Source organism: Blautia sp. DFI.1.216 (assembly GCF_020594215.1).
Taxonomy (GTDB): Bacteria; Bacillota; Clostridia; order Lachnospirales; family Lachnospiraceae; genus Blautia_A; species Blautia_A wexlerae.
This window is the reverse complement of sequence record NZ_JAJDML010000090.1, coordinates 1-7,278: the sequence shown is the minus strand read 5'-3', so window position 1 is coordinate 7,278 and position 7,278 is coordinate 1. Positions and strand designations below refer to the sequence as shown.

Sequence of the window (7,278 nt, the reverse complement as noted above, 5' to 3'; positions counted from 1 at the left end):
TTAACAACAAAAAAATGCCGTATTTATGCGGCTTTTGGCGTTTCGCAAACGCCTAAAAACATGTATAGTAAGACAGGAGACAACTGATGACAAAACATATACATGGCGGTGATGTTTATAAATATGATCACTGTCTGGATTTCTCTGCAAACTGTAATCCGCTGGGAACACCGCAGAGTGTAAAGCAGGCGATCATAGACAGTGTAGAGGATCTGAGTGATTATCCCCGTGTAGGATGCGGACCTCTGAAAGAGGCAATCGCAGATTATGAATATACAAAAAAAGAATATCTGATCTGCGGGAATGGAGCCGCAGACCTTATTTTTTCCCTCAGCAGGGCATTGAATCCAAAGAAGGCCCTTCTTCCTGCTCCTACCTTTGCGGAGTATGAACAGGCACTGGTCAGTGTTGGCTGTGAGATCAGCAGATATTATCTGAAAGAGGAAAATGATTTCTGTATACAGAAAGATTATCCGGATGTTCTGAAAAGAGAAAAGCCGGATATTATTTTCCTGTGTAATCCCAATAATCCTACAGGGATTACCATACCTCAGGACCTTCTGGAAGAAATCCTGGAAATCTGTGCCATGCAGGGAATATTTATGGTAGTAGATGAGTGCTTCCTGGATTTTGTAAAAGATCCGGAGAAACATACGCTGAAGGGAAAACTGGAAAAATATCCGGGACTTTTTATTCTTAAGGCATTTACCAAAAGATATGCGATCCCCGGTGTGCGTCTGGGCTATGGATTCTGTTCGGACAGGAAAGTACTTGACCGGATGGAGGCAGTCACCCAGCCCTGGAATGTGTCTACCATGGCACAGCAGGCAGGAATGGCAGCATTGAAGGAATCAGAATATGTGGAAGCAGGACGGCAGATCATTTTCAGGGAATCTGCATGGATGAAGGAAAAGATGAGACAGGTTGGGCTGACGGTATATCCTTCTGAAGCAAATTATATATTCTTTTACGGACCTGAGGATCTCTTTGAAAGATGTGTTGCAAAGGGGATCCTGATCCGGGATTGCAGTAACTATCTGGGGCTGAAAAAAGGATATTACCGTGTGGCAGTGAAGCTGCATGAACAGAATGAAAAGCTGATAGAGGTACTGGAAGAAGTGCTTTCATAAGTATTTATACAGGAGAAAAGGGGAAACAAAAAATGGCAAAAGCGATTATGGTGCAGGGGACAATGTCCAATGCAGGAAAAAGCCTTCTGGCAGCAGGGCTTTGCAGGATTTTTAAACAGGATGGATACAGGGTGGCACCCTTTAAATCCCAGAATATGGCACTGAACTCTTTTATTACAGAAGAGGGGCTGGAGATGGGCAGAGCTCAGGTGATGCAGGCGGAGGCAGCCGGAATTAAGCCTTCTGTGCTGATGAACCCCATTCTTCTGAAGCCTACCAATGATGTAGGCTCCCAGGTGATCGTAAACGGAGAAGTCCTGGGAACCATGAGTGCCAGAGACTATTTTAAATATAAGAAAAAGCTGGTGCCGGATATTATGAAAGCTTATGATAAACTGGCATCAGAAAATGATATCATTGTGATCGAGGGAGCAGGAAGCCCGGCAGAGATCAATTTGAAAACAGAAGATATCGTAAATATGGGAATGGCAAAGATGGCAAAGGCACCGGTACTTCTGGTGGGAGATATTGACAGAGGCGGTGTTTTCGCACAGCTGATCGGTACAGTGGAGCTTCTGGAAGAGGATGAAAGAGAGATGGTAAAGGGTCTGATCATCAACAAATTCCGCGGCGACAAGACCATCCTTGATCCGGGAGTGCAGATGCTGGAGGAGAGAAGCCATATCCCTGTAGTGGGAGTGGCTCCGTATCTGGATATTCAGGTGGAGGATGAGGACAGCCTCACAGAAAGATTTGACAGAAAACAGGAAGTGGATCTTATTGATATTGCGGTGATCCGGGTGCCAAGGATCTCCAATTTCACAGATTTTAATCCACTGGAAAGTATTCCAGGCGTTTCCCTGAGATATGTACAGCATGTCAGCGAACTGAAAAATCCGGATATGATTATCCTGCCAGGAACTAAAAATACAATGGAAGATTTACTGTGGATGCGGGCTAATGGTCTGGAAGCTGCAGTTTTGAAGGAAGCTGCAAAGGGTAAGATCATTTTTGGAATCTGTGGCGGTTATCAGATGCTGGGTGAGACCTTAAGTGACCCTCATCATGTGGAAGCCGGAGGAACTATCAAAGGAATGGGACTGCTTCCTATGGATACTGTTTTTGCGGAAAAGAAAACCAGAACCAGAGTTTCCGGCAGATTTCTGGAACTCGAGGGAGAGCTTCAGGCACTTTCCGGCGCAGAACTGGAGGGTTACGAGATCCATATGGGAGAAACTGTGTTAAAAGGCGAGGCCGGACACAGTGTATCCATTGAAGATCAGGTGTCAGGAGAGTGTAAGGAAGACGGTGCATACTGTAAAAATGTCTGTGGAACCTATGTCCATGGAGTTTTTGACAGGGAAGATGTGGCAGAGGCTGTTGTACGTGTTCTGGGTGAGAAAAAGGGAATTGATGTATCTCAGATGACAGGAATCGATTTTGCGGCATTTAAAGAAACCCAGTATGATATCCTGGCAGCAGAACTGAGGAAGCATCTGGATATGAAGAAAATCTATGAAATTCTGGAGCAGGGAATCTGATCCGGAACTGTATGGTGAGCCATACTAGATAAGCCAATGAGTGATAGATGTAACTATTGTATACGGGAATTTATGGAATTTGGGAGATAAGGAATGAAAGTAGAACTGGAAAATGTAAAACCAATGGATATAGAGAAACGCAGCTTTGAGATCATCACAGAGGAACTTGGAGATAAAAAGCTGGTTCCCGGAACAGAGCTGATCGTAAAGAGATGTATTCACACAAGCGCAGACTTTGATTATGCAGAGAATCTCTGTTTCTCTGAGAATGCAGTTGAGAAAGCAATTGCTGCTATCAAAGACGGTGCCTGCATTGTGACAGATACACACATGGCAGAGTCCGGGATCAACAAGAGAGTCCTTTCCCGTTACGGCGGAGAAGTATTCTGCTTTATCTCTGACGAGGACGTAGCTGCCACAGCCAAAGCCAACGGAACCACAAGAGCTACAGCCAGCATGGATAAGGCTGCTGCCATGGGAAAGAAGCTGATTTTTGCCATCGGAAATGCCCCCACTGCGCTGGTACGTCTCTATGAACTGATTGAGGATGGCAAGCTGGATCCGGAGCTGATCATCGGTGTGCCGGTAGGCTTTGTAAATGTGGTCCAGTCCAAGGAACTGATCATGCAGGCAGACGTACCTTATATTGTAGCCAGAGGAAGAAAGGGCGGAAGCAATGTTGCCGCATGTATCTGTAATGCATTGCTTTATATGATTGATAATAACAGAGGATACTAATTAATTCTGTATCTGACTGATATCCTTTAACAGCTTGCATGCTGGGACGAAATCTGCCACAGGCATGGAGGAGCAGGAGAGAATCAGGGTAATCTTACCGGGAGTCTCTCTCAGAAGCTGCAGGCGCAGACCATTGGTCTGTGCCTTTTTTTGAAGCTCCTGCCAGGTAAGAGTTGTGGACAGAGTCAGGGCCAGGCTGGTACCTGCGGCTCCGGTCTGGATTTGGGAATCTTTTCCAAATACTTCCCGCACAGCACTGCGGAGTGCTTTCAGCTTTACAGAATACAGACGTTTCAGCTTACGGGTCTGTGCTGCCAAGTGACCATCCCGGATAAATTGGCACAGAGCAATCTGCTCTGCCTTTGATGCTGTCTGATTATATTGGTCTGCTTTTTTTCTGTACAGTGCAGACAGCTCCGGAGGCAGGACCATAAAACTGATACGGATGGAGGGCAGCAGAAGTCTGGAAAAGGTTCCCAGATACACCACATTCTGACCGCCTGCCAGACCAAAAAGAGAAGGGGTAGGCTTCTGCAGATACACAAATTCATTTTCAAAATCATCCTCAATGACCAGACTGCCATGTGCAGCAGAGTAATTCACCAGCTCCAGGCGTCTGGAAACAGGCATAATATCACCCCATTTTGTCATATGTGCAGGAGAAACATAAATAATATCACAGTCCTTATTCCTGTAATCTACCTGAAATCCATAGTCATGAAACACAGTGCTTCCCTGTATAAAGGAAGGATTGGGAAAAGAAACAGTCTGGCGTTGCTCAAGGAGCGGGCAGAGGATGTGCAAAAGACTCTGAATACCTGCACCGATCACAATATCCTCCCCACTGCACAGCACGTTTCTGCGTTCTCTCACATAATCAGCAAGTGTATCTCTCAGATCTGCCTCACCCTGAGGCTCTCCGTAAGACAGTAATCGTTCATCCTGGCGAAGAGCGCTTTTGATATAACGTCTCCACAGGTCAAAACGGAAACTCTCCCGATCTACTCCTGAAGAGGCAAAATCAAACCTGCAGGGTGTCTGGGTCTGTTTCTCTGTTTTTCTGACAGATGTGTGTTGTCTGTCAGCAATATCTGTCACATAATATCCGCTCTGGGCTTTGGAAATAATATATCCCTCCGCAGCCAGCTGCAGATAGGCATTTTCAATGGTAGTGCGGCTCAGCCTCAGTTCCTGTGAACATTTTCGGAGGGAGGGCATCCTGCTTCCGGGCGGGAGCTTTTTCTCCATGATCAGTTCCCTGTAATAGTGGAACACCTCCAGATACAGGTGCTCCTTTTTTTTATTCTTATCTAAAATCAATTCCATATGTAAAACTCCGATCCTTCAAACATGCTGATGGCATTCTTGAATTGCTATAGGGTTAAAAATAAACTGACCCTTAAAAAAACATTAAATCTGGCTATATTCATATATCCACTGTGATGCTATATTAATACAAAGCATAAAAGAAAGCAAGAGGAATAAAAAATTGAAAAAAATTGCAGTAATTCATGATCTGTCCGGTCTGGGGAAATGCTCTCTTACAGCAGCGATTCCTGTAATTTCCGCCATGGGAGTCCAGGCTTGTCCGCTGCCCACCGCAATATTGAGTAATCAGACAGGATATGGATCTTATTTCTGGGATGATTATACAGACCGGATGGAGCTGATCATGGACGAGTGGAAAAAAACGGGATTTACACCGGATGGTGTTTATACAGGATTTCTGGGAGATGCCAGACAGGTGGATCTGATCCTGAAATTTGTAGATATGTTCTGCACAGAGGGAACACATATCCTGGTTGATCCGGTTATGGGAGACAGAGGGGAAACATACAAAACCTATTCAGAGACTCTCTGTGAAAAAATGCGGACTCTGGTCAGAGAAGCTACAGTGATTACGCCGAACCTGACAGAGGCACTTCTTCTTCTGTATGGAGAAGAGGGGATGAAAGAAAGAATGAAAGCACTTTCTGATATGGAAGAAACACAGTTGCTTAAGGAAATTGAAAAATCTGGAAGAGATTTGACTCAGCGTTTTGGGCTGGAAGCAATTGTGATCACAGGAGTAGAGGTGTCCGGCAGTGACGGCAGAGCACGAATGGGAAATCTGGTTCTGGAGAAAGAAAAAGCAGACTGGTGTTTTTCTGTAAAAGAGGGCGGCAGTTATTCCGGAACAGGAGATCTTCTGGCATCTGTACTGAGTGCGGGAATGGTGAGAGGGATTCCCATGAAAGCATGTGTGGAGAAGGCTGTTGAATTTCTGGGAGGAGCTATTCACGATGCAGTGGAAGAAGGAACTGACAGAAATGACGGAGTCTGCTTTGAAAAATATCTGGGGATACTGACACAGATATAAAACAGGAAATCATAGATACCAAATGCCGGATAGTTAAGTAAAATATATAACAGGAGGGACCATATTATGTCTGAATTAACAGCAAAAGAAAACATCAAAACAGCCGATACAGTGAAAAGGATCACAGCCACAGCGGTAATGGCAGCATTGACTACTTTAATGACAGCTTATATCTTCCACATTCCGGTAGGGGTGAACGGAGGATATGTACATCTGGGCGATACTATGATCTATCTGGCAGCAGCATTTCTGCCACTACCTTACGCATGTGCGGCAGGAGCGATCGGAGGTGGCCTGGCAGATCTTCTAACAGCACCTGTATGGGCGCCTGCAACCATAATTATCAAAATGCTGATCTGTCTTCCGTTTTCTTCTAAAGGAACAAAGCTGGTCACAAAGAGAAATGTAGTTGCATTATTCCTTGCATTCGCCATCTCAGCAACAGGATACTATATTGCAGAAGGAATTATGTTTGGATTTACAGCATCCTTCTTTACTTCTGTCAGCGGAAGTATTGTACAGTCAGGTGGAAGTGCTATTATGTTTGTGATCATCGGTACTGCACTTGATAAAATCGGATTTAAGAGGAATATTGCGAAATAATACGAAAAATAAAATAACTGAGTTTAAAATGAGGAAAATATAAAATGACAACAGATATCATATACAGATATAAAAATCAGGTGTATTTTAACATTACCAATAAATGTCCATGCAGATGCACCTTCTGCATCCGAAATACAGAGGATGCCATCGGTGAGGCATCCAATCTCTGGTTTGAACAGGAACCTGCATTGGAAGAGATTTACAAAGCCATTGATGAGTTTGATTTTTCAGACTGTAATGAAGTGGTCTTCTGCGGATACGGAGAACCGACCATGGCTCTTGAGAACCTCATAGCAGTAAGCAAATATATCAGGGAAAGATACCCATTCCGGATCAGGCTGAATACCAACGGATTATCTGATCTGATCCACAAACGTTCTACTGCAAAAGAAATCTGTCAGGCTGTAGACAGTATATCCATCAGCCTGAATATGCCGGATGCAGCTTCCTACAATGAAGTAGTCCGTCCAGCATACGGCGAGAAGTCCTTTGACGCCATGCTGAAATTTGCAAGAGACTGCAAGCAGTATCTTGATGATGTACGCTTCACAGTTGTAGATGTGATCGGCGAGGAAAAAGTAGAGCAGAGCAGAATCCTGGCTGCTCAGAATGGGATTCCGTTAAGAGTGAGAAAATATTCACCGTGATACAGAATAGAAAAATTCTGTTTTTGACTTTTGAGTTTGTCTGAAAACTACAGCAGTCATGCACCTTACCGTGCGTGGCTGCTTATTTTTTATGTTATAGGAAATTATTCCGTAATGTTTCTATAACATAAAAAGCCTTCCGGGCAAGATGAAGTCCCCTTCTTCGAAAATTGCAAAAAGTAATAAGTAATAAGAGAGTGCACTTGCTACGAAAATAAAACTCGTAGCCAAAAACTGAACCTTGACAACAAATGTTT

The 7,278-nt window shown here is 44.2% G+C and carries 7 protein-coding genes; 6 read left to right on the top strand and 1 reads right to left on the bottom strand.

The genetic code is table 11. The annotated features are described in order from the left end of the window. Positions 1-86 precede the first annotated feature (86 nt). From LJE11_RS18285 to LJE11_RS18275, 3 genes are all read left to right on the top strand, one after another. Complete coding sequence (locus LJE11_RS18285) at positions 87-1,130, top strand: pyridoxal phosphate-dependent aminotransferase (RefSeq protein WP_173721844.1); 1,044 nt, start codon at positions 87-89, stop codon at positions 1,128-1,130. Between the two features lie 32 nt (positions 1,131-1,162). Further along, positions 1,163-2,671: a cobyric acid synthase gene (locus LJE11_RS18280; protein WP_055152915.1), complete on the top strand. Its 1,509-nt coding sequence runs from the start codon at positions 1,163-1,165 to the stop codon at positions 2,669-2,671. Between the two features lie 93 nt (positions 2,672-2,764). After that, positions 2,765-3,409 (top strand): precorrin-8X methylmutase, encoded by a 645-nt coding sequence (locus LJE11_RS18275; protein ID WP_008704797.1) that lies wholly within the window; start codon positions 2,765-2,767, stop codon positions 3,407-3,409. On the opposite strand, the gene pdxR is transcribed toward LJE11_RS18275, so the two are convergent. Beyond that, positions 3,410-4,735, bottom strand: a complete 1,326-nt coding sequence (gene pdxR, locus LJE11_RS18270; RefSeq protein ID WP_173721843.1) for a MocR-like pyridoxine biosynthesis transcription factor PdxR — start codon at positions 4,733-4,735, stop codon at positions 3,410-3,412. Positions 4,736-4,898: 163 nt separating this feature from the next. On the opposite strand from pdxR, the gene LJE11_RS18265 reads away from it, so the two are divergent. The 3 genes from LJE11_RS18265 to LJE11_RS18255 all read left to right on the top strand — a co-directional run bounded on the left by LJE11_RS18265 (position 4,899) and on the right by LJE11_RS18255 (position 7,021). Further along, a complete protein-coding gene (locus LJE11_RS18265; RefSeq protein ID WP_055053409.1) occupies positions 4,899-5,768 on the top strand; it encodes a pyridoxamine kinase in 870 nt (289 codons plus the stop codon). Positions 5,769-5,834: 66 nt separating this feature from the next. Then, a complete protein-coding gene (locus LJE11_RS18260) occupies positions 5,835-6,371 on the top strand; it encodes a TIGR04002 family protein (RefSeq protein WP_173697718.1) in 537 nt (178 codons plus the stop codon). A 44-nt stretch (positions 6,372-6,415) separates the two neighbouring features. Beyond that, positions 6,416-7,021: a TIGR04100 family radical SAM protein gene (locus LJE11_RS18255; RefSeq protein ID WP_173697719.1), complete on the top strand. Its 606-nt coding sequence runs from the start codon at positions 6,416-6,418 to the stop codon at positions 7,019-7,021. Positions 7,022-7,278: the final 257 nt, after the last annotated feature.